Source organism: Sediminibacterium sp. (genome assembly GCF_051861365.1).
Lineage (GTDB): Bacteria > Bacteroidota > Bacteroidia > Chitinophagales > Chitinophagaceae > Sediminibacterium.
In genome coordinates this window covers 76,857-100,639 of the sequence record NZ_JBHYCW010000004.1, presented here as the reverse complement: position 1 = coordinate 100,639, position 23,783 = coordinate 76,857, and the positions used below count along the sequence as shown (strand labels likewise).

Annotated in this window: 19 protein-coding genes; 2 read left to right on the top strand and 17 right to left on the bottom strand. The window is 38.4% G+C overall.

What is annotated here, in order from left to right:
* Positions 1-68: 68 nt before the first annotated feature.
* A complete protein-coding gene (locus ACTIEV_RS02900) occupies positions 69-407 on the bottom strand; it encodes a hypothetical protein (protein ID WP_439516048.1) in 339 nt (112 codons plus the stop codon).
* A gap of 165 nt (positions 408-572) precedes the next feature.
* On the opposite strand from ACTIEV_RS02900, the gene ACTIEV_RS02895 reads away from it, so the two are divergent.
* Positions 573-1,610, top strand: coding sequence for an LLM class flavin-dependent oxidoreductase (locus ACTIEV_RS02895; protein WP_439516047.1), 1,038 nt, complete (start codon positions 573-575; stop codon positions 1,608-1,610).
* Here ACTIEV_RS02895 and ACTIEV_RS02890 read toward each other — a convergent pair.
* From ACTIEV_RS02890 to ACTIEV_RS02870, 5 genes are all read right to left on the bottom strand, one after another.
* Positions 1,607-2,104, bottom strand: coding sequence for a deoxycytidylate deaminase (locus ACTIEV_RS02890; protein WP_439516046.1), 498 nt, complete (start codon positions 2,102-2,104; stop codon positions 1,607-1,609). The two genes, ACTIEV_RS02895 and ACTIEV_RS02890, sit on opposite strands and share 4 nt — an antisense overlap.
* A 15-nt stretch (positions 2,105-2,119) precedes the next feature.
* The gene (locus tag ACTIEV_RS02885) at positions 2,120-2,956 is read right to left on the bottom strand and encodes a penicillin-binding transpeptidase domain-containing protein (protein WP_439516045.1); all 837 of its coding nucleotides are present in this window, start codon (positions 2,954-2,956) and stop codon (positions 2,120-2,122) included.
* Positions 2,957-2,986: 30 nt separating this feature from the next.
* On the bottom strand, positions 2,987-4,174 hold the full coding sequence (gene kbl / locus ACTIEV_RS02880; RefSeq protein WP_439516044.1) for a glycine C-acetyltransferase: 1,188 nt from the start codon (positions 4,172-4,174) through the stop codon (positions 2,987-2,989).
* Between the two features lie 121 nt (positions 4,175-4,295).
* The gene (locus tag ACTIEV_RS02875) at positions 4,296-4,979 is read right to left on the bottom strand and encodes a response regulator transcription factor (RefSeq protein WP_439516043.1); all 684 of its coding nucleotides are present in this window, start codon (positions 4,977-4,979) and stop codon (positions 4,296-4,298) included.
* Positions 4,980-4,985: 6 nt separating this feature from the next.
* Positions 4,986-6,812 carry a sensor histidine kinase gene (locus ACTIEV_RS02870; RefSeq protein WP_439516042.1) on the bottom strand — a complete coding sequence of 609 codons (1,827 nt, stop codon included), beginning with the start codon at positions 6,810-6,812 and terminating at the stop codon, positions 4,986-4,988.
* Between the two features lie 175 nt (positions 6,813-6,987).
* Between ACTIEV_RS02870 and ACTIEV_RS02865 the strand changes: the two genes are divergently transcribed.
* The gene (locus tag ACTIEV_RS02865) at positions 6,988-7,812 is read left to right on the top strand and encodes a GLPGLI family protein (RefSeq protein ID WP_439516041.1); all 825 of its coding nucleotides are present in this window, start codon (positions 6,988-6,990) and stop codon (positions 7,810-7,812) included.
* A gap of 562 nt (positions 7,813-8,374) precedes the next feature.
* Here ACTIEV_RS02865 and ACTIEV_RS02860 read toward each other — a convergent pair.
* The 11 genes from ACTIEV_RS02860 to ACTIEV_RS02810 form a co-directional block, all read right to left on the bottom strand.
* Positions 8,375-11,182: an outer membrane beta-barrel protein gene (locus ACTIEV_RS02860; RefSeq protein ID WP_439516040.1), complete on the bottom strand. Its 2,808-nt coding sequence runs from the start codon at positions 11,180-11,182 to the stop codon at positions 8,375-8,377.
* 147 nt (positions 11,183-11,329) lie between these two features.
* Positions 11,330-12,058 (bottom strand): FKBP-type peptidyl-prolyl cis-trans isomerase, encoded by a 729-nt coding sequence (locus ACTIEV_RS02855; protein ID WP_439516039.1) that lies wholly within the window; start codon positions 12,056-12,058, stop codon positions 11,330-11,332.
* A gap of 77 nt (positions 12,059-12,135) precedes the next feature.
* Positions 12,136-13,473 (bottom strand): argininosuccinate lyase, encoded by a 1,338-nt coding sequence (gene argH, locus ACTIEV_RS02850; RefSeq protein WP_439516038.1) that lies wholly within the window; start codon positions 13,471-13,473, stop codon positions 12,136-12,138.
* Positions 13,470-14,555: a M20 family metallo-hydrolase gene (locus ACTIEV_RS02845; RefSeq protein ID WP_439516037.1), complete on the bottom strand. Its 1,086-nt coding sequence runs from the start codon at positions 14,553-14,555 to the stop codon at positions 13,470-13,472. The genes argH and ACTIEV_RS02845 overlap by 4 nt, the downstream gene beginning before the upstream one ends.
* 1 nt (position 14,556) lies before the next feature.
* The gene (gene argB, locus ACTIEV_RS02840) at positions 14,557-15,339 is read right to left on the bottom strand and encodes an acetylglutamate kinase (RefSeq protein ID WP_439516036.1); all 783 of its coding nucleotides are present in this window, start codon (positions 15,337-15,339) and stop codon (positions 14,557-14,559) included.
* A 1-nt stretch (position 15,340) separates the two neighbouring features.
* Positions 15,341-16,309 (bottom strand): acetylornithine carbamoyltransferase, encoded by a 969-nt coding sequence (locus ACTIEV_RS02835; protein WP_439516035.1) that lies wholly within the window; start codon positions 16,307-16,309, stop codon positions 15,341-15,343.
* Between the two features lie 12 nt (positions 16,310-16,321).
* Entirely contained in the window at positions 16,322-17,479 is a 1,158-nt protein-coding gene (locus ACTIEV_RS02830) for an aspartate aminotransferase family protein (protein WP_439516034.1), read from the bottom strand.
* Positions 17,480-17,496: 17 nt separating this feature from the next.
* Positions 17,497-18,498, bottom strand: coding sequence for an N-acetyl-gamma-glutamyl-phosphate reductase (gene argC, locus ACTIEV_RS02825; protein ID WP_439516033.1), 1,002 nt, complete (start codon positions 18,496-18,498; stop codon positions 17,497-17,499).
* A complete protein-coding gene (locus ACTIEV_RS02820; protein ID WP_439516032.1) occupies positions 18,495-19,718 on the bottom strand; it encodes an argininosuccinate synthase in 1,224 nt (407 codons plus the stop codon). Before ACTIEV_RS02820 ends, argC begins: the two co-directional genes overlap by 4 nt.
* Positions 19,719-19,738: 20 nt before the next feature.
* Positions 19,739-20,440, bottom strand: coding sequence for a GNAT family N-acetyltransferase (locus tag ACTIEV_RS02815; protein ID WP_439516031.1), 702 nt, complete (start codon positions 20,438-20,440; stop codon positions 19,739-19,741).
* A gap of 379 nt (positions 20,441-20,819) precedes the next feature.
* Positions 20,820-23,669, bottom strand: a complete 2,850-nt coding sequence (locus ACTIEV_RS02810; RefSeq protein ID WP_439516030.1) for an outer membrane beta-barrel protein — start codon at positions 23,667-23,669, stop codon at positions 20,820-20,822.
* Between the last annotated feature and the right edge of the window lie 114 nt (positions 23,670-23,783).

The following is a 23,783-nucleotide window of genomic DNA, read 5'->3' as shown; positions in this document are numbered from 1 at the left end:
CAATGAAAGGTGACCAAGAATGGTCACCTTTTTTTTGCTTCAACCTATGTTTAAAAAGAACTCACTCATTAATCCCAAAGGGTACCATTTAAACCTAAAACAGAGCCCAGCCAAATAGCAATCACATATCCAACAATACCTACCAATGTGGCGATCAGTTTAGCCCAAACATTATTTTTCACGATTTGAGTCATGTAGTAAAAAAAAGCACCCCCTCCCGCTCCAGCTAATGGAGTAATGAGCAAGGGCTTCAGCATCCATAAAGTACTCCATTCAGGCTTGGGATATTTTACACTGAGTAATAAGCTGAGAATTAAAGCAAATGCAATAACAGCACCAATAAACATACGCTTAGCGGCAGCTATCGGGTTTACTTGAATAAAATTTGCATCATTTTGTTGTGTCATATTGATTGTTTTAAAAGCACTTTGAAATACAAAGTAAAAGTATAAAATTCAATTTTCAAAAAATTTTATTGCCAGGAACATGGTTTTAACAATACCGATACTTCTAAAGACAGATTGATGAGCCATTGGTTCCTTGTCCTGTCTATCTTTGCAAAAAATGGTTGTATGGAGTTAGGTATTAGCATGTTTGGAGATATTCATGTCAACAAGAATGGAGTTCAAGAACCTACAGGTGATCGATTAAAACAAATGATCGAAGAAATCAAACTGATGGATGAATTGGGCCTTGACTTCTTTGGTATTGGTGAACACCATAGACAGGAATATGCAGTATCTGCCCCCGAGATCATATTGGCTGCGGCTGCTCCGGTAACTAAAAATATTAAACTGGGAAGTGCGGTATCTGTGCTGAGCTCTGCAGATCCTGTGAGATTATACCAACAATATTCCACCATTGATCTACTCTCTGATGGACGTGCAGAATTGGTCATCGGACGAGGCAGCTTTACAGAATCATTTCCCCTTTTTGGTTTTGACCTGAGAGACTATGACATTTTATTTGAAGAGAAGCTCGATCTGCTTTTTCAAATCAATCAGGAACAAAAAGTAAGTTGGAAAGGTCAGTTCAGAAAACCATTGATCTATCAAGAAATATTTCCAAGAGCCTATCAAGAAAAGTTGGACCTATGGATCGCTGTTGGTGGCACTCCGGAATCGGTATTAAGAGCTAGCACTTATGGTATCCCTGTTATTTTTGCGATCATTGGTGGTAGTCCGGCTCAATTCAAACCGTTATTCGATTATTATCATAAAGTCTGCACACATTTCAAACATCCAGCATCACATCAAAAAACCGGTGTTCACATGCATGCTTTCTTTGGTAAGGATGGTAAAGCAACTGCTGATCAGTATTTTCAGCAGTATGCACAGCAGATGAATAGAATTGGTCGTGAAAGAGGATGGTCGCCCTATACAAAAGAGCAGTATGAGGCTGGACGAGGCAAACAAGGAGCGCTGATTATTGGTGATGCCAATGAAGCCATCGACAAAATTCTTTACTTACATGAGGTACTCGGATTTGATCGATTTGCAGCGCATATGGATGTGGGTGGACCTTCACACAAGGATTTAATGGGATCGATAGAAATTTTTGGAACAAAAATCGCTCCGGCCGTGAAAGCAGCTTTGAATACTACAAATTAAACATCTGTTTCATCAAAAGACAGATGTAATTGTTGAACACTTGAGATTACTTTACGATAACTAACTCCTGCAGTACCCAACATTTTTTTGGAAGCGATGGATGTATCCGATCCATTATACTTATCTGATAAATACACTACTTCCTTGATCCCTGATTGAATAATGGCTTTTGTACATTCATTACAAGGGAAAAGAGCTGTATAGATTTTACACCCTTTTAAATCCATTCCAATATTATTCAGGATGGCATTTAACTCTGCGTGACAAACATAGGGGTACTTGGTATCCAGAAAATCGCCTTGCTTACTCCAGGGAAATTCATCGTCGTTACAACCAATAGGCAGTCCATTGTATCCGGTTCCTACAATTTTGTTTTGATCATTCACAATACAGGCACCCACTTGAGTATTGGGATCTTTGCTTCGTTTGGCAGATAATATAGCAATGCCCATGAAGTATTCATCCCAACTGATATAATCTTGTCGCTTTGTCATCCAGTCAATAATTGCTTATCGTTTACCCTCAAAAAATCCCTGCTCTTTTAAAATACCTTTTAAGATATTCATCCTTGCATCCATCATTTTGGCATCAGCAGGTCCTTCTGCATTCAGTACAAAGAAATAAGGATGTTTGTTTTCTTCAATCCATCCAACAATCCACCCAATCAGATTACCATTTTCCTTAAACCCTAAGCCAGTCTTATATGCCAGCTGATAATTCGCATTGTTTTCTCTGATCATCATTTTTTTGACGATATCTTGGGTACGTTTTTGAAAAGGTAATTGACCGAAGTACAATCTTTTTACCAAGCCCAGTTGCTCATCCGGAGAAATTTTCAAGGAGTTGTTGATCCAAAAAGAATCAATGGCGCTTCCTAATTGCTTATTTCCGTACTGCAAACTATCGATCCAACGCTGCATGGTATCTTTACCAATTCTTCGGGCCACTTCCTGATAATAAGGTAATGCGGAAGCTGCAAAAGCTTCTTCCATGGTTAAATCCTTGTTCCATCCATGAGCAGTATCACCACCCGGCATTACACGAACTACCCCATCCCATTTGATCACCATTTTTTCATTGCTAACTCTTCCGGTTTCAATACCAATCAATGAGTTGACAATTTTAAAAGTAGAAGCCGGTAGATAAGAGGAATCTTTGAATCGGGATAAATTATAGATCGTGAATTGTCCGCTACCATTATCAAATAATCCGAAAGTACCCGTCACTTTGTTTTCATCAAAATACTTTTGATATCCGTTTTCTACCGTTACATTATTGGGTGAGCAAGCAGCGAATAAAACCACTATAGCGGTAAATACCGAAAGCAATACTTTTGAAAAATTCATACAGATAGATTTAGCCACTTGGAGTGGATGTTATTTCAATACTTTCAATTCCTTTCCAACTTTAATGAAAGCTGCGATGGCTTTATCAAGATGTTGTTGTTGATGTGCAGCGCTTAACTGTACACGTATACGTGCTAGTCCTTTGGCTACCACCGGATAAAAGAATCCGATTACATATACTTCCTCTTCCAGCAATTTTGCTGCAAATTGTTGTGCTACCACTGCATCATACAACATAATTGGCACGATGGGATGATCTCCGGGTTTGATATCAAAACCCGCTTCTGTCATTTTTGTGCGGAAGTACTTTGTATTGTATTCGAGTTGATCTCTTAAAATAGTTGTCTCCGTAAGCATATCCAATACTGCAATAGATGCCCCTACAATGGAAGGAGCTACTGTATTGGAAAACAAATAAGGTCTACTTCGTTGACGTAACATTTCGATGATCTCTTTTCTACCGGATGTAAAACCACCGCTGGCTCCACCCAAAGCTTTTCCAAGGGTTCCGGTGATGATATCAATCCTTCCCATTACACCTCTGTATTCATGAGTACCCCGTCCTGTTTTACCCAAGAAACCGGATGAATGACATTCATCAATCATCACAATAGCATCATACTGATCTGCTAAGTCACATATTTTATCTAATTGCGCAATCGTTCCATCCATGCTGAAAGAACCATCTGTTACAATGATTCTACTTCTACAACCCGCACTCTCTTTCAACTTCGCTTCCAGATCTTTCATATTGTTGTGCTCATAACGGAAACGCTGGGCTTTACACAAACGAACACCATCAATAATAGAAGCATGATTGAGCGCATCGCTAATAATGGCATCTTGCTCATTAAAGAGTGGCTCAAATACACCCCCATTTGCATCAAATGCAGCTGCATATAGAATCGTATCTTCTGTTCCGAGAAAATCAGCCAGCTTTTTTTCCAATTCTTTATGGATGTCTTGTGTTCCACAAATAAAACGAACACTGCTCATACCATAACCATGTGTATCAATGGCTTTATGTGCAGCTTCTATCACTTTGGGGTGTGAAGAAAGACCCAGGTAATTGTTGGCACAAAAGTTTAAAACGGTTTTACCATTCACTATAATCTCGGGACCTTGCTCGCTGGTAATAATACGTTCTTTCTTGAACAATCCGGCTGCATCTATTTCTTGTAATTCTTCCCTTATACGGGTTACAAACTTTTCATTCATAGCTTGGCAATTATGGAATGCGAAGGTAGGAAAAGTCGGGGGAACGTTGATAGTTGATAGTTGACAGTTGACAGGAAAAACTTCCTGCTGTCAACTGTCAACTATCAACTGTCAACTAAGATTAAACAACAAACCGATAGCCTACCCCTTTAATTGTGATAATTTCAAGAGAGGGGTCTTCTTTCAGATAACCTCTGATTTTGGTAATGTATACATCAAGATTACGGCTATTGAAAAAAGAATCATTGCCCCAGATATGGTTTAATAGATCTCTTCTGTCGATTACGTCATTTTTATGACGATAGAGATACTTCACCAGCTCTGCTTCACGATAAGAGAGTTTTCTTTCTGTAGCACCCTTCGTGAGGACTTGTTTATTCAAATGGAATTGGTATTTACCCATGGTTATGCTATCTCCATTTTCGGGAATCAGTACTTCTTTTTTTACACGCAAAGCATTTTCAATACGAACGATGAGTTCTTCCATACTAAATGGCTTCCTGATATAATCATTACCACCTATTTTAAATCCTTGCACCACATCTTCTGTTTGCGTTTTGGCGGTGAGGAAAATTACAGGCACATCATCATTCAGTTTGCGAATATCTTCTGCCAACTCAAAACCACTTTTATTGGGGAGCATGACATCTAGTATACAGATATCGGGATTTTCATCTTCAAAACTGCGGATTACATCCGCACCATCCGATTCCATGATCACTTCAAATCCTCTTGTTTCGAGTGTTTCTTTCACAATCTTTCCCAGAAACAACTCGTCTTCTACATATAGTACTTTGATTGGCATGGTTCATTATTTATGACTAACCGGAAGTGTTACTGTAAATGTACTTCCTTTCTCCGGTTCGCTATCCACTGAGATGGAGCCTTTATGGCTTTTAATCACTTCTGCTACATAACTCAAACCCAAACCATAGCCCTTGATATTATGCTTATCACCGGTGGGAACACGGAAAAACTTGTCAAATATTTTACCCTGATATTCAGACGCTATTCCCATACCGTTATCTGAGACTGTTAATACAATTGATCTATGATCTACTAAGTCTAAGTTTACTTGAATCTGCGCGTTGTTTTTACTGTACTTCAATGCATTGTCCAATAAATTATAGATCACACTAGTGATATGCAATTTATCCGCTTCCAACATAAAGCTATGATCACCGGAGGTGAAAGTTACCACTGCTTTTTGTTTATCAAACTGAAGCTTCATGATTTTCAATGTCTCTTGCATCAGTTCTTTCAAATCAAAAGGTTCTTTATTCAGTTCAATCTGTTGTTTCTCGAACATCGAAAGTTTTAATACTTTATCTACCAACAAACTCAATCGCTGTAATTCAGCAGCAGAAATATCCAGATATTCTTTTGTTCTTTCCGGACTTTGCATTGCATTAAAATTTCTTAATGCCTCAATCGCTACACCTACTGTTGCAATAGGTGTTTTGAGCTCATGCGTGATATTACTGATAAAATCGTTTTTGATTTCTGCAAGTCTTTGTTGCGCTAGCAGATTACGATACAATACGATAAAAGATCCTGCCACTAATAATAATACCAATAAAGACCCACTTATCTGCATTTGCATTTTTCCCAATACATACATTTGGGTGTCTTCGAATTTCGCTTGGTAAGCATAAGGTGTAGTATATCCTACAAAAACCTTATCGGTAACAACTGCATTTGAACTGTCGCGTTTAAGATTCCATATTTTTTGACTACTATCTTTGTAAGATTCAAACTGTATTGAAAATTTTAATTGCTTATTGGTCTTATTCAATTCTACTCTATAAGCAGAGTCTACAGTTTTAACAGGAATAGAATCGTTAATCGTTTTATTATTAGAAAGAAAACGAATGATGGGTGAACTTGTAGTCTTTTGAACCGGAGATCTAAACTGTAAAATAGTATCTACCGGAGGGTTAATGGTTTTTGTAAAACGGATACTATCTCTTCTACGCATTCTATCTTCCAATGTTTTTGCAGCACGTAACATTGGCATTGTGAAAACCCTGGTAGACAATTTAGCCATGCTATCGCCCAGCATTTTCAGTCCAGCAGTATCTTTCCCCTTGATGCTAATGGTGAGTCCGTTACGTCTCTCAAATGTTTTTCCATCTATATCTTCATGGAATGCACTATCGACTCTAATCACTATTCTCCGTGGAGAGTCAATAGCATTTTGTGATTGTTTCATGATTAACTCAATCAAAGCGGGATTGGGTGCTCCCTTAAAGCTAAAACCGGAAGCTGCTCCTTTCAATACTGTAACCGACTCAATGGAATCTGGTGGTATTTTTTTTAATACATCCGGTGAAGTAATTGACCGATAAACAAATGTAGAAGGTCGTGTATTTCTTTTAACTGATTCATCCGATTTAAAAGTGGTATTATTCTTTTTGGAAGTCAGTGTTGTGGTAAATACTTCCCCAACTAGTGCTGTATCTTTTTCAAATCTGCCTAACTGGAGTTTATTCATGGTTTCTCTAAAGCTAACATCTACTTCTTTGCGTAAACCATCATACTCGTCTTTGTATAGTTTATGCAGCCAATAACCTTCGAATGCAGCCAAGAGCAAAATGGTGGCCATCATCAATAAAAGGGTGAGCTGTACTTTTTTCATGTTGTTATCGTGAGCAACAAAGGTAAAGGGTTCAACTAGGTTCATAGGTATTTCATTAACCTAAATTAACCTTTGAGCAAGAATGCTTAACAAAGGCTAGGATTAGCTTTGAGGAAATTTATACATACTCACAATCAGTCTATTTTATTATTAAAAAAAGTAAATCGTAACCTTCATGAAGAAAGCATTTTTATTGATATCCGCTGCGATGGGTATTAGTGCATTACAAGCCCAGATAAAAGAGGGTACAATTGTTTATGAACGAAAAATCAATAATCATCGTAACATGCCCAATGAACAGATGCGTGCGATGATGCCGGAATTTCGCATCTCTAAACACTTATTGATCTTTAGTGATAGTATTTCCGTATACAGAATGATCCCGGAGAATGAAGCTCCCGATCCATTTGCAGGCGGTGCCGGTGCTGGTGGTGGTGGTGTTCGTATGTCGTTCACCGTTGCCGGTAGCAATGATGGTGGAGATTTGTACAAGAATTTCACTCAATCAAAATCAATTCTTAGCTCTGAACTGGCAGGTAAAAGCTATTTGGTAGTAGACTCTATCACTCAGCAACCCTGGAAACTAACCAATGAAACCAAACAAATCCTTGGTTATACCTGCTTAAAAGCAACCAGAAAAATCAGTGTGCAAGCTGCACCCATGAGAATGATGGTCATCGGTGGTCCGGGCGGCAATATAAACCGTGATACTTCTCGCCCTCAGCCACGCGAAATAGAATTGGTTGCTTGGTACGCTCAAGATATTGCTAGTCCGGTTGGACCTGAAAACCACGGAGAGTTACCTGGCGTGATTCTTGAACTCGATACCGATAATGGTGGTACTGTTTACACAGCTTTAGAGTTCAAAAAGCAAGTAGATCAAAAACAATTGAAAGAACCTAAAAAAGGAAAAACTGTAACTGCAGCTGAGTTTTCAAAAATGAGATTGGAACTGATGCAGCAACAAATGCAAAATGGTGGTATTAGAATAGGTGGTTAATTCCCGTTTAACTGAATCTTATAGAGGCTGTATCACATGTCTGATACAGCCTCTTTTTATTCCAACCACTATCAGAGTCTTTCTTTTACCATGGACTATGGTCAATTATCCATAAGCCATGAACTATAAGCCATCAAACGAATCTCAAGGCTCCTATTTTACTTTTGAGATACCCTTTTTTATTCACCTGCTTATATCGAATGATGGGACGCGGATTATCTCCACAGGAGTCCTTTGGACATGATTGTTATGATTGGCGCAGATAAATACTCCTTTAATTTTATAAAGACCTTGATATAGATTTATTTAATAAATTATTCTACTAATATGCTTTATGTGATTAAACATATACGAATCATATACTGCTTCTCAACGTCAAAGCACCTGACTTTTAAATAGTTCACTGTACTTTGGAACGTGCTTACCTATTTTCAGCGTGAGCTTATTTGATTCATACTAATCCAGCTTGTGATCAATTATTTTCGGGGCTTAGCATGGTAATAAAAAATCCCCTCCTAGACAGGAGGGGAGACTGATAAATATGAGAAAGAGAAAAACTGAATTAGAAGGTTCTGGTAATAACCCTTGCACCACCTGTTGTAGCGGCTTTATTTAAGCGATAAGTAAAGCTTACTAAGAAATAGCGTTGTAATACATTGTAGCGGGTATCTTCGATGTAGTTTTGATTGGCGGTACGATTGATACCTATATTTTTATTCAACATGTCGTACACCGTGAGCTTTACCTCTCCTCTTTTATTTTTCATAAAACCCTTGGCCAACGAGGCATTCCAATAAGGTACTCTGGTGTTAAATCCATCTGCGCGACCTGTATTCACGAGGTAATTAAAGCTGTTATTCATTACCAGACCTAAAGGCAGGTAATTATTCATTTCAAAATTATACGTCTGTTGAAGGAAATTGGTATTCAACATGGGTTGAAGTGAATAAGTGGCTTTGCTGATATTCAATCTTGCACTTGCGGTAATATCCATCAACCCATCTTTATTAAAACTATAATTCAGTGACGGCCCGATACCTGTGTTAGAGATATCATTTCTTTTACCGTTGAGGAAGGCAATATTACGCTGGTAGTTAGTTCCGATACCGATGTCGATTCTTGACTTCAGTTTCTTTAAAGGAAATCCGGTACTGATATTACCAAAAATAAAGTATTGTCCATCTGCATTCACCGGCATAGAAACCCTTGCGCCATTGGGTTGTATCACATCAGAATTCACGATGGCATTGTCTGTCTTAGTTGCAGAAATGAATGCAAACAAATTTCTTTGGGTATAAATGTTGGTAGAAAAGAAATTCAGATTGATCGACTGTACATAACTACGTTTCAGATTTGGATTACCGGTATAAGTATTCAATGGATCACTCACATCAGCAACAGGCTGTAATTGTGCTGTTGAAGGCTGATTGGTTGAAGTGCTCAGATTGAAAGACAGTGTTTTTGTGGATGTCATTCGATACTGAATGTTCATACTGGGTAGAATATCCGAGAATCTTTGCTCTATCACATTCCCGTTGGTATTATTGGTGCTTCTCAAAGTTGCTGCCTGGAAAGAAGATCCTACAGTAAGCACTAACTTGTTCATATTTGATCTGAAATTCAGTGTACCGCCTCCATAATTATAACTGCTAGTAAAATCATTACTTAGAATGGTATTGTAACGATCATATTTTCCTGAAATACCATCAAAATCAAAAGTCTTACGATCACTTTGTCCACTATTGGTGTTGTAGAAAGAAGTGATTTCTAATAAAGATTTACGCCCAATAGGTTCTGTATAAGTCACCATCGCGCCAAAATTTCTGGTTATGGCATTACGACTATTCTTTTGATTGGTAATAGAATCACGCAAAGCTACTCTGGCTGCATAAAAGGTATTTCTGGTATACAGATCACCGGTTTGTTTACTATCATTATAATTCACACTGAAATTACCGGATAAAGTTCTTCCCTTTTTCTTCAAACGCTGACGATACAATACATTTGCTGAAAGATTCAAAGCCTCTGAACGTGTTTTACTATCACTAAAACCATCATTGATTTTTTGTCCGTTAGTGTTAGTAGAGGTATAACTGCTGTAGGTATTGGTATTATTCTGTTGTGCAGATACCTGTGGAGTGATCTTTAAAGAGATCATCGTATCAAATTTATGGTCAATGGCTCCATTCCATCTTTGCTGCTGCACTTTTCTGGCTGAACTACTATTACTTCTATAATCAAAATTATTTCCCGGTAATAGATTTTGTCTGTTTGTAACACGGTCTGTCAACAGATCACTATCACTAAACATTCCACTGGTATTCACATTTGCTGTTTTATTCCAGGTATCATTATAGTTGACACCTCCAGCATAGGTAGTGGCAACACCTTGTTGGTTTTGTCCCAAACCAGTAACAGGCAATCCATTATCAGAAGGGCCACCTCCAATTGAAATATTCACACCCCCGCCATTGCGCATTCCTCTTGCTAGATCACCGGTAAAGTTCATAATATCATTCAACGTAAAGCCTTGTCTATTGGTATTATTACCCATTCCCAATAAAGACAGTTGCTGATCGCCATTGAAACGATTCACATTGGTTTGTGCATCATATCGACCATCATCACCTCCGGCACCTGCTGCCACACGTCCAAATGTGGATTTATTTCTATCCTTTTTTAGTTTCAGGTTAATGGCTTTTTCTGAATTACCATCATCAATACCTGAAAATTCTGCTCGATCGCTTTTTTTATCGAATACTTGCACTTTATCTACTGCATCCGCATCTAAGTTCTTAGTAGCAATTTTTGGATCTCCAGTGAAAAAATCCTTCCCATTCACCAATACTCGATTAACCTTTTGTCCATTCACACGAATGGTTCCATCATTGTCTACTGTAACGCCTGGTAAGCGTTTCAGAAGATCTTCCACAACAGCATTCGGCTGTGTCTTAAAATTCTCTGTATTAAATTCTACTGTATCGTTATTGATGGTAACAGGCGCTCGTCTGGCTGTTACGGTAACATCACCACCATGTAATAGATCAGTCATAATGATCTGTCCCATATCCAGTTCCTGTCCGGTTTTCACTTCAATATTTTTCCACACAGGAATATAGCCTACATAAGAGGCAGAAAGAAGATAACTCCCTTTTTCAAGAGATTTAAAACTAAACTTACCCGTAGAATCTGCACGAGTAAAAGTTACGAGGGTAGAATCTTTTGCATGAACGATTGAAATGGTAGCATACGCTAACCCACGTTTAGCGACCGTATCATATACATTTCCTTTAACAGCTGCCGGTTGCTGCGCTGTAGTTAAGATAGGCAAAGTAAAAAGAACGAGTAAGGTAGTAAGGTATTTAAGCATTTACTTCTGGTTTTAATGTTCCAAAAGTAGATGTACATCAAAGCAAATGCAGTTAATGAACTTTAGGGAAAGGTTAATGAAGGTTAATAGAATACAAAAGCTCTTTACACTATCCAGCATAAAGAGCTTTTGTAAAAAAAGTCAAACTTATTTTTCGATAGATAACAATTCAACTTCAAAAATTAAAGTTGAACCCGGACCAATCTTAGGTCCTGCTTGCTGATCGCCATAAGCCAGCTCGGAAGGAACATAGAGTTTCCATTTACTTCCCACTGTCATTAGCTGTAAGGCTTCTTGCCAGCCTCTGATCACGCCTCCAACTGAAAACACGATCGGTTCGCCTCTGTCTACAGAACTATCGAAAATGGTTCCATCAATCAATGTACCGTGGTAATGGCATTTGACTTGGTCAGTAGCAGTAGGTTTTGTACCACCCGGATTATCTTTTAAGATCTCATATTGTAATCCACTCGGTAAAGTAATGACTCCCTGACGTTTCCCATTTGCAGCTAAAAAGTCCTTTGCTGCTCTTTTAGATTTTTCCAGTTTTGCAGTATTTACTTCATTCGCGAATGTGCCGATACAACGATCCAAGACATCTTCTTTGAGTAATAACGGTTTCTTTTGCAACATATCATTCATTGCCTTTTGTAGCATTACTACATTCACAGCATCAAGTCCTTGTGCCTGCAGGTTTTGAAGGATTCTGATACCTAAAGCATAACCGGCGGAATCTTTATTATTTTTTAAAGGATTCAGAGCGGCTGCATTGGATTTAACAGGTGCTTTAACGGCAGCTTTTACAGGAGCTTTTGTCTGTCCGTAACTAATAACAGACAATGTCATAACAAAAAAGAGAAGTGATAATATTCGCATCATTTCAGGTTTAATACACTCAAAACAACAATATTTCCCGCACTATGCCAAGAAAGAATAAAAGGAATGGCTACTGTTTAATTTTCTAATAACTTTTGATAAGCCTGGCTAATTTTCTCAAAATGAAAAGAATTAAAGGCTTCCTCCATTATAGAGCGAATTTTCTGGTTGCAAAGGTTTCCGATGCTTCCTTCATGCGTATGATACATGTCTTTAATATCGGATTGAAAATTACCAGCTTCAATAGCCGCCCCTACTTGTTGATAAGCATCTCTAAATGGAATACCTTTTAATACCAGCTTATTGACTTCTTCCACACTAAAAGCATATCGGTATTTTTCATCTGCCATAATATCTTTTTTGATCTCAATAGCAGACAGCATGAGACAAGACATTTGTATACATTGCTTAAGTGTCTGAAAAGCCGGAAATAAATGCTCCTTCAATAATTGTAAGTCGCGATGATAACCGGAGGGTAAATTAGTGGTCATCATCATGATTTCATTCGGCAATGCTTTGATCCGATTACAATGTGAGCGAATCAGTTCGAAAACATCCGGATTTTTTTTGTGTGGCATAATGCTAGACCCCGTTGTAAGCTCAGTAGGAAAACTTACAAAATCAAAATTTTGATTGAGGTATAAACACATATCCATACTCATCCTGCTTAAGGTATCTGCCAAATTCGCCATTGCCATGGCAGTAGTACGCTCTGCTTTTCCTCTTCCCATTTGAGCGTATACAACATTATAATTCAAATCGTCAAATCCAAGCAATTGGGTAGTAAGTGTACGATTGATAGGAAAAGAAGATCCATATCCTGCTGCTGATCCTAATGGGTTTTTATTGACTACTTTATAAGCTCCTTGCAATAATACGGTATCATCTACCAGACTTTCAGCATAAGCCCCAAACCATAGTCCGAAAGAAGAAGGCATAGCCAGTTGTAAATGGGTATAGCCGGGTAACAAATGGTTCTTATATTTTTCACTTTGCTCTTGTAATACAATAAAGAGTGTTTGCATTTCCTCTACCAATGATTGGATTTCATGACGAAGAAACATTTTGATATCTACCAGCACCTGGTCATTTCTACTTCGAGCACTATGAATTTTCTTTCCGATGTCACCCAGCTTTTGCGTAAGCAAGAATTCAACCTGTGAATGAATATCTTCTACGGATTCGTGAATGGTGAATTGTGAATCGTTAATTTGTTTGTAGATACTTCTTAGTTCTTGTACAAGTAAGTCCGCTTCAGATTTTGTAAGTAGCCCTACTTCTGCCAACATCATCACGTGTACAATAGATCCTAATACATCAAAAGGTGCAAGCAGTAGATCTATTTCACGATCATTGCCTACAGTAAATCTTTCTACTGCAGATGATACATTGGTATTTTTTTGCCAGAGTTTCATACTGTTTGGTTTTGCATGATTTGATCCAATAGTGCGATGTATAATTCAATCCCCTCTTTTATTTCATTCAGATAAATAAACTCATCTGCTGAGTGACTCCTTGCAGAATCACCCGGACCCATTTTCAAAGTTAGAAATGGCATTAATGCTTTATCAGATGTGGTAGGAGAGCCATAGGTTTTTCTTCCAATCCTAGTCCCTGCTACTACCAAGGGATGATTTTCAGGTATTGCAGTTGATTTTATTCTTACACTTCTCGGCACTGCTATTGAAGAAACATGTTGCTGAATGGTTGCTAGGATCTCTTCGAAAGAATACAATTCATTAACCCGTATATCTACTACAAATTTACATTGATCAGGTACCACATTATGTGCCTTATTTGCTGTTTCGATCACTGTTACTGACATTTTCACAGGGCCGAGTAAACCAGAAACACGCTCAAACTGATACTGACTAAACCATTCAATATCTTTCAATGCTTTGTACAATGCATTCTCACCCTCACTTCTGGCTGCATGTCCGGGTTTACCTGTTGCTGTAACATCAAGCACCAACAATCCTCTTTCTGCTATAGCCATTTGCATTTGTGTAGGTTCCCCTACAATACCATAATTGATATTGGGTAGCTGTGGGAGTAGTGCTTCAATGCCATTCTTACCCGATACTTCTTCTTCTGCTGTTGCCGCAAACAAAATATTATAAGGCAACTCTTTTTGTTCGTAGTAATATAAAAAAACAGCTACTAGTGATACCAATGCCCCACCCGCATCATTACTACCCAATCCAAACAGCTTACCCTCTTTTTCAATAGGCATAAATGGATCTATGGTATACGCCGGATTAGGCTTTACGGTATCATGATGTGAATTCAATAATAATGTAGGCTTTACCGGATCGAAATTATGATTGGTTACCCAAACATTATTTAGGTATCGATGAACCGGAATTTGCTTTTGCTGAAAAAATTGTTCAATAAGTTGAGCAGTTGTTTGCTCTTCTCTGCTATAAGAAGGAGTACCAATCAATGCTTTGAGTAGCTGTATACTATCCTGAAATAATATGTTGATATCCGGCTTCATGCTATAATTGGATGGATGTTCCTGTTTTACCTGCTAATAATTCCTTCAACTGCTCTGCCTCTCCAATGATCACTTGCTTTACACCTGCTTGAATAGCACTAAAAGCATTGTCCAATTTGGGAAGCATTCCTGCAAAAATCTTGTTGTCTGATTTTAATTGTTGATATAGCGTGGGGGTTATCACTGGTATAACAGAATTATCGTCATTGACATCCGTTAATACACCCTTCTTCTCAAAAGAATAAATCAAACTAGTTGTATACAGATGACTCATGCTTTTTGCGATCTCTTGGGCAATGGTATCGGCATTGGTATTTAATAGTTGTCCATTCCCATCATCCGTTATAGGTGCCAATACAATCGTCAAATTTTGTCTAATCAGTTGATGTACTTTTATTGAATCTACTGCATCAATATCTCCGACAAAACCATAATCAATGGTTGCATGTACTCTTTTATGTGCTCGAATCATCCCTGCATCTGCACCCGTAATTCCGATAGCATTGACATCTTTAGATTGTAATTTGGCTACGATATTTTTATTGACATATCCGGCATACACCATGGTCACTATTTTCAAAGTCTCCGCATCCGTAATTCTGCGACCATCAATCATTTGTTGTTGAATACCCATTTGCGCAGCCAGCTTTGTAGCCAATTTCCCTCCTCCATGCACCAATATCTTATGTCCTTGCACAGCAGCAAATTGCTCCAGAAAATGCTCTAGCCTTTTTGCATCATCAATGATGTTACCACCAATTTTTATGACATACAATTGTTCCACCTTACGATTGTTGATGTGTTAGTATGGTTTGTAAAACAGCCTGTGCTGCCCAAACACGATTTCCGGCTTGCTTGGTTACCAAACTATGTGAGCTATCTAATATCTCATCACTAAGTTCTACATTTCTTCTTACCGGCAAACAGTGCATCACTTTTGCAGCATTTGTATACTTTAGTTTTTCCTCTGTTAACATCCATGCGGGATCGTTTTCATATACTTTACCATAATCGGTATATGTGCTCCAGTTTTTAACATAAACAAAATCAGCGTCTGCTAAAGCGGCATTTTGATCGTGTGTAATCACTGCTCCTTTTGTAAACGCAGTTGATAATTCATACTCCTGTGGATGTGTGATGACAAAATCAGCTTCACCCCATGCATTCACCCACTGCGCAAAGCTATTCGCTACACATTGGGGAAGTGGTTTGATATGTGGTGCCCAGGTCAGTACAATTTTAGGGCGGTGATTTATTTGCTTATCCTGTAACTCTTCCGCAATGGTCATCAGATCCGTCAATGATTGTAAAGGATGCAGTGTGGCGCTTTCCAGGCTCACCACCGGAACACCCGCATACTTAATAAATTGATGAATGAACATTTCACTATAATCATCTTCCCTATTTTTCAATGAGGGGAAAGTTCTGATACAAAGAATATCAAAATATTGTCCAAGAACGGGTGCTGCATCTTTCACATGTTCTACGTTATTACCACTCATGATTGCCCCTTCTTCAAACTCTAATGCCCACCCTTCTTTATCAATATTGAAAACAATGGCTTCCATACCCAGGTTACGGGCTGCAACTTGTGTACTTAACCTTGTTCTAAGACTTGGATTCAAAAAAAGTAATCCTATACGCTTACCGATTCCAAGACCTTGATATTGGAATGGATTGGCTTTGCATGCCATTGCCTTTGCAATGAGTGCATTGATATCCGGTACATCATTTACAGAAATGAATTGTTTCATGTTTTTCAGTAATTAAGATGATGGATTAGCGGTTTGTATGAATTTGATGGCCTCGCGAAGTCTCTGAAGAAAATCGTCTACCTGTTCTTTATTTAATGCAAGAGAAGGCAACAATCGTATTACATTAGGCTTGGCCTCTCCGGTAAATGTTTTGTATTCACTCAGTAATACTTTTTTCAAATCTTTGATCGCATCAGGAACATCAAATCCAATCATCCAACCTCTACCTCGAACATTTTGAATGTCTGGAATCGCTTTCAATTGTTCGATTATATACGACCCATTCACCATTGCTTTTTTCATCAAATCCTCTTGCTCTATGATTTCCAATACAGCTAAAGCAGCAGCACAAGCAAGATGGTTCCCTCCGAATGTGGTTCCTAGCATTCCATGTTTAGGCCTGATATGTGGTGCGATCAAAATACCTCCTATTGGAAATCCATTACCCATCCCTTTTGCCATAGAATATATATCTGCGTCTACTCCAGCATGATCATGTGCAAAGAATCTTCCTGTTCGTCCATAACCACATTGTACACTATCAGCAATAAATACCGAACCGTACTGATCACATAATTGTCGGATAGCTTGTAGAAAATCATCGGAGGCTATATTAATTCCTCCTACTCCTTGTATGCCTTCTGTAATAACGGCTGCAATCGTTTCTCCATGCTGTTCAAAATATTCTTGTAGCGATGCAGTATCATTAAACGGCAGAAATACAATATTCTCTGTTTCATTTACAGGAGCTACAATTGCGGGATTATCCGTAGCTGCAACAGCTAAAGAGGTTCTTCCGTGAAATGATTTTTTAAAAGCAATGATTTTTTTCCTGCCGGTATGAAAAGATGCCAGCTTCAATGCATTTTCATTGGCTTCTGCACCACTATTACACAAAAAAAGTTCATAGTCTGTTTTACCACTCAGTTTTCCCAACTTCTCTGTCAGTTGCTGTTGCAATGGTATGATCACAGAATTAGAATAAAAAGCTATCTGCTTTAACTGATCTTCTATTTTTTTCACCCAATGTGGATGTGTATGTCCAATACTGATCACTGCATGTCCTCCATACATATCCAAGTACTGATTTCCCTGGTCATCCCACACATAGGAACCCAGTGCTCTGCTAATGGTAATATTATTTAAAGGATATACATCAAAAAGTTTCATACCGATCACTTGATTGATTAGAAATAATTGGCTTTTAAATTCAGTCCTGTTTTTTCATCCAGACCCAACATGAGATTCATATTTTGTACTGCCTGTCCGCTGGCTCCTTTCAATAAATTATCAATCGCACTATGAACTATCAGTTTATTGCCCTGCTTCTCAATATGTAAAAGACATTTGTTGGTATTCACCACTTGCTTTAGATCGATCATCGTTTCACTTAAAAAAGTAAAAGATTGTTTCTGATAATATTCGCGATACAGTTCTTTTACTTTTTCTAATGGGAAACTGCAATCAATGATTGAGCTGGTATAAATACCTCTTGTAAAATCACCTCGCCAAGGGACAAAATGTATACCCGGACCCTCTCCTAAAGCAGATAAAGGAGAATCTTTCTGCAACTGATTGATAGATGCCGTGATCTCTTGAATATGCTGATGATTCAATGATTTATACGCTTGGATATTATTGGCTCTCCAACTAAAATGAGAGGTAGTACTCAGTGATTGACCGGCTCCCGTAGATCCGGTGATACCGGTCGTATGTACATCACTCAATATACCCGCTTTTGCCAAAGGCAATAATGCCAATTGAATAGCAGTAGCAAAACAACCGGGGTTAGCAATATTGTGAGCAGTTTTAATTAGTTCTCGATTTAGTTCCGGTAATCCATAAACAAAGTTTCTGTTACCAAATATTGATCCGGATGTCAACCTGAAATCCTGTGATAGATCGATGATCTTTACGGCATCAGAGATATGGTTCTGTTCCAAAAACTTTTTCGCGTCACCATGACCTACACATAAAAACAGTACATCTACCTCTGTAAACGGCTGATCAGCGAATAATAGTTCTGTTTCTCCGATGAGGTCTTTATGAACTTCATATAAAGGTTTTCCTGCATTACTGGAACTATGTACACTTAATAAGTCTACTGCCGAATGACGCAGTAACAAACGAATCATTTCTCCACCTGTATATCCCGCACCACCAATAATAGCTGCTCTTATTTGACTCATTTGTTATCAGATTTAATGTTGTGATAAATAGCGGTCTGGTTACCAAAAATTTTGGAAAATCCTCTCACATCATCTCCTGTCCAGCCACTGTTCATTTCACCATACTTACCAAATTTGCTGCTCATTAAATCAAATGATGATTCAATACCAATAACAGCAAAACGGTAAGGCATGAGTTGTATAAAAACATCTCCTGTAACATGCTCCTGTGACTGAATCAGAAATGCCTCAATATCTCTCATCACAGGATCCATAATCTGCCCTTCATGCAACCAATTGCCATAAAATTGAGCGAGTTGGTCTTTCCAATTCAATTGCCATTTGGTCAATACATGTTTTTCCAATGCATGATGCGCTTTCAGAATAACCATGGGTGCTGCTGCCTCAAAGCCTACACGTCCTTTAATACCGATAATCGTATCCCCCACATGAATATCGCGCCCAATACCAAATGGACCTGCAATGGACTGCAGGTATTGTATCGCATCGGTTGGATGCGCAAATTGTTGATCATTGATGGTTTTCAGTTCACCTTTCACAAATCCAAGTTTCACTTCTTCAGGTTGTGATTTTGAAACTTTTGTAGGCCAAGCTTCTTCCGGGAGCATCCCTTTGGAATGCAATGTTTCTTTTCCTCCTACACTGGTTCCCCACAGTCCTTTATTGATAGAATAAGTGGCTTTTTCAAAATTCATAGCAACACCTTTCGATTGGAGATAAGTGATTTCCTCCTCTCTACTCAGTTTCATATCTCGAATAGGCGTAATAATTTCTGTATCCGGTATCATGATATGAAAAATCATATCAAATCTTACCTGATCATTACCGGCACCAGTACTGCCATGCACCACTGCTTTGGCATTCAGTTTTTTAGTGTGTTCAGCTATATGCAAAGCCTGACTCAGCCTCTCTGCACTCACACTCAATGGATAGGTATTGTTTTTCAATACATTTCCATAAATCAAAAAACGAATAATACTGTCGTAATAGCTTTTCACTGCATCAACGGTCGTGTGGGTTTTCACCCCTAAATTATATGCATGCGTCTCTACCTGCTGTAATTCTTCCTTTGAAAAGCCCCCTGTATTCACAATTACGCTATGCACTTCAAAGCCTTTTTCTTCAGTTAAGTATTTGACACAAAAAGAAGTATCGAGTCCGCCACTAAAGCCTACTACTACTTTTGTACCTGCCGGAAGATTTGTTGGAAGCTGATTCATATAATGGATTGCTTAGACGATTAAAGATTAAAGAAATGATGAAAGAAAGATTTGGGTTTTGTTGTTCCACCGTTTTCCTTCTTTCGGAAAACACGCAATAACTTATGTTGCTTCACTTTCATGAAACGCTCATAGAGTTTAGATTTCCTTTTAAATTCCGTAGATGTTTCTTCCGGTTCATAATGATCTGTAGGGTCATACAGCATGGCTGTACAAAAACAGTTCTTACGATCCTTACTCATCAATATTTCATAATTGATACAACTTTTACAACCGGCCCAAAATTCTTCATCATCGGTTAACTCACTATATGTAACCGGCTCATAACCCAAGTCACTGTTGATCTTCATGACGGCAAGACCGGTAGTCAAACCAAATATTTTGGAAGTTGGATACTTTTCCCTTGATAAGTTGAAGATGGTTTGTTTGATTAGTTTAGCCACACCGCTTTTCCGAAAGGGTGGTGAAACAATTAAACCACTATTGGCCACGAATGCATCATGTCCCCATGCTTCTATATAACAAAAGCCTACCCAAGTTCCATCTGGAAGGAGTGCGATAACGGCTTTACCCTCTTCCATCTTACGAGCCACATATTCGGGACTGCGTTTAGCGATACCGGTACCACGTGCTTTGGCAGATGACTCCATTTCATCTGTAATGGTTTGCGCGTAATGCGTGTCGCCACCATTGGCTACACGAACAATGATATTTTGTTCCAACTTATAATGAATTAAATAACGTAAACGGTAAGACAGCTCTCTGTCAGATGATTGATTCCGGGGGATTTTTCACTGATAGGGGCAAGTGCCAGTTGCTCGTCCTATCAGCAACCACGTCGAGGTCGCGGCAAGAAGTTGAAAGCAGCTTCCATAGAGAATACCTGAATACGGGTATTCAACAGGAGGAATAAATATTGAGTGAGTATCTGCTTCACTTGTTTGATAATTATTTGCTTTGGAGCTGTAAAAGTATATCAGTTTGTGGGATATCGTTCAAAAAATTTTTGAACGGCATATTAATTCTATGCTAACAAGTGTAAGCATAAAAATAGCCGTCATCAACTAATGGCGGCTATTATCATATAAAAAAGTACACTAATTAAAATCCTCCACCGCCTCGCATCATCTGCATTTGTCTGCCACCACCACCCGGCATCATCATATTTATCGGCCCACGCTGCTGCTGTTGATTACCGCCAAAACGACGCAAATTATAGGTAAAGCTTACCATTACATATCTAGTCAGTACCCTTGTGGATACGTCTTGAATAGTGTTACCAGTAATCTCTCTTCGAATACTCACATTTTGATTCAGGAGATCAAACATGTAAAACTTCAACTCACCTGCTTTATTCTTGAGCATTTGTTTAGAGATGCTTGCATTTAACAATGGAATACTGGTATTGAATCCTTGTGCTCTTCCTGCATTATAGATATAATCAAAATCAAGTGAGAATACCCAACCACTTTTTGAATAAGCGGTTGCCTCTGTTGAAACAGTTTGGGTAAAGAAGTCTCCATTCTGTTGTGGCTGTAAAGTATATCTGGCCATGTTGAAAGAAGAATTTGATGAGAAATTCATATCAAATCCTTCTTTCAGGTTAGTAGTCCAACCTACTTCACCGCCTAATGTAGTATTACGTGTATAGTTGCTGGCATTATTGATCAATGTTTGTGATTGATCTCTGGCTATAATTGCTCTTAGGTTAACAGTGCTCTTTGGTTTTTTTAATGGGAAACTATAATTGAAAAATCCATTGATTCTATATGTTCCATTCAAATTCACCGGCATTGTCAACTGCGCTCCATTAGGCTGAAATACCGTTGAATTCTGAATATCATTTTGGATAAAGCTGGCATTGATGGTAGCAAAAATCAATTTCTGCGTAAATACATCAAATGAATTATACAAAAACCTAAAGCTATGCGTGAATTGTTGTTTCAGGTTTGGATTACCTGTCCGAATGTTTAGTGGATTACTGTTATCAGCTACAGGTTGTAATTGCTCTGCGGTAGGCTGGGATGTACGTCCGTTATAAAACAATCGCAAACTCTTGGTCTTAGAAAACTCATATCTGAAATTCGCAGAAGGGAAAAGGTTGACAAAGTTTTGCTTAATTGATGTATTTCTGGTGATATTATTACTTACTAGCTCACCTACTTGTACACCTGATCCAATACTGAAATTGTATTTCGCATTCTGCAAACGGTAGTTCATCGTGAACCTGTTTGAACTAAATGTGTTTTCAAAAGTATTGGTCAAGTTAATCACCGGTATTTCATACTTACCGCTACCGGCATCATACTCCATGGTTTCTCTACCCGAATTATTTTTATTGTAAGAGTAGTTATAGTTGAATTCCAGTTGCTGATTTTTGGCAAGTGGCTCGGTATAAGATAAGGTACCACTGAAATTTCTGGTATCTCTATTAGTCGTGTACACCTGATCAATCGTATCAATATAAGAAGGTCTACTTGGTGGATTGAATTGATTCAGCGAATAATTCGATCCAGTCCCATCATTGGCACTACCACCCGCATTGATACCAATGGAATAAGTTCGACCTCTTTTTGGAAAACGATGACGGAAAGTAGCTTCAACACTACCATTGTATCCATTGTTCTCGCGAATAGATCTTGCATCAGAGCTATTCAATGCCGTGAATTTACCCCTAGTTGAAGATGTCTGTTGTAAGGTTTGAGACCAAGTATCCTGAAAACTGATATTGGGTCTAATAATCAAAGAATTGGAAGAATCAAATTGGTGTTCAATATTAAAATTGATCCTATGATTATTATTATACGTTTTAGAAGAGTTCGTTTGGTTATTGAAAATAGATGAATCAGGAGCACCCGGAATTAAGTTCTGCACCAAGCTATTCTGATCACGATATGTTTTCTGATCATTATAGAAATAACTTCCTGAGAATTGTGTCTTTGGACTCCAAGTATCTCTATAGTTGATACCTCCAGCCCATGTGTTAACCAATCCACCTGCTCCACCACTTCCAGTAAATGCCTGAACACCACCACGTCCACCACCTCCGCCGCCACCGCCAAAATTGCCCCCACCTAAAGAGCCTAACATATCCTGTACGGAGAAATTCTGTTTATTGACATTATTGGCTTGTCCGGTGAAAGTAATTTGTCGATCACCATTAAAGCGACTCAAACTAAAACTGTTATCATACAAACCTTCATCCGCATTGGCACCAAAACCGAGTGTTCCTCGACCAAAATATCCTTTACGCCTGTCTTTTCGTGTGGTGATATTGATGGTTTTCACACGATTACCATCATCAAAACCGGTAAAAGCACTTTGATCACTGGCTTGGTCAAATACCTGAATTTTATCAATAACATCCGGAGGAAGATTACGGGTAGCCATTCTGGGATCATCACCAAAGAATCTTTTTCCATCTACTAATATTCTTTGTACCTGCTCTCCTTGTGCAGTGATATTACCACTTTTATCAACCTGAATACCTGGTACTTTCTTGAGTAAGTCTTCTGCAACAGCGTTCGGCTTGGTCTTAAATGCTGAAGCACTGAATTCCACCGTATCATTTTTCATTCTTACCGCAGATTGTGTAACGGTAACATTACCCAAATCATTGGCTGCAACAGTCATATAGATATTTCCAAGATCGACCATACTATTGGTCTTGGAAAACGAAATCTTTTTAGAAAATGGTTCATAACCCTGAAACTTGATATCAACGATCATTTCACCAAATGTGATATTGCTGATCAAAAAACTACCATCTGCTTTGGTTAGTCCAAAAACATCCAATGTAGAATCTTTTGCATCCAGAATAGAGATAGATGCATCTTTTAGTGATTGCTTCCCCACCGTATCTACCAGTTTACCCTTTAAGGTTGCACTGGTTTGAGCCTTCACGGTATATGCAAAGAACAAACAGGTGATAGCAGTTAGAATTTTGGTCATGCTCAAGTTTATTATAGTATACGAAGCTATGCTTTGGTATTAGACTGACTAATAAGCAAAAAGATTAATGGAAAGCTAGCAGGATGGTTGGGACGCTTCTTGTTAAAATCGGTG